We start from the raw sequence: 388 nt of genomic DNA, 5'->3' as shown, positions 1-388 counted from the left end.
GGCGGCCAAGGCGGCACCGGCGGCCAAGGCGGTGCTGGGGGTCAAGGCGGCACCGGCACCGACAGCACCAACCCGGCCATCGCCGGCCAGGCCGGCGGCACCGGCGGCACCGGCGGCCAAGGCGGCGACGCCGGCAAGGGCGGCCTCGGCTCCACTGTTGGTGCTGATGGCACCGCCGGCAACGGCGGCACCGGCGGCGTGGGCGGCACCGGCGGCAAGGGCGCCGACAACACCGCCGCGGTCGGCGCGGGCGCCACCGGCGGCACCGGCGGTGCCGGTGGGGCCGGTGGGCAGGGCGGCACCGGCGGCGCCGCCGGCAACGCCTTCACCGGCACCGCCGGCACCCAAGGCGCCGGCGGCCAAGGCGGCACCGGCGGCCAAGGCGGTG

1 pseudogene is annotated in these 388 nt (G+C 81.4%); it reads left to right on the top strand.

Going from position 1 to position 388, the window contains the following annotated elements:
* Positions 1 to 388: pseudogene (locus tag BST40_RS33675) on the top strand (PE family protein); the annotation flags it as partial.

The organism is Mycobacterium persicum, assembly GCF_002086675.1.
GTDB lineage: Bacteria > Actinomycetota > Actinomycetes > Mycobacteriales > Mycobacteriaceae > Mycobacterium > Mycobacterium persicum.
Note: the sequence above shows the minus strand (reverse complement) of the source record. Positions and strands in the feature narration are given on the sequence as shown.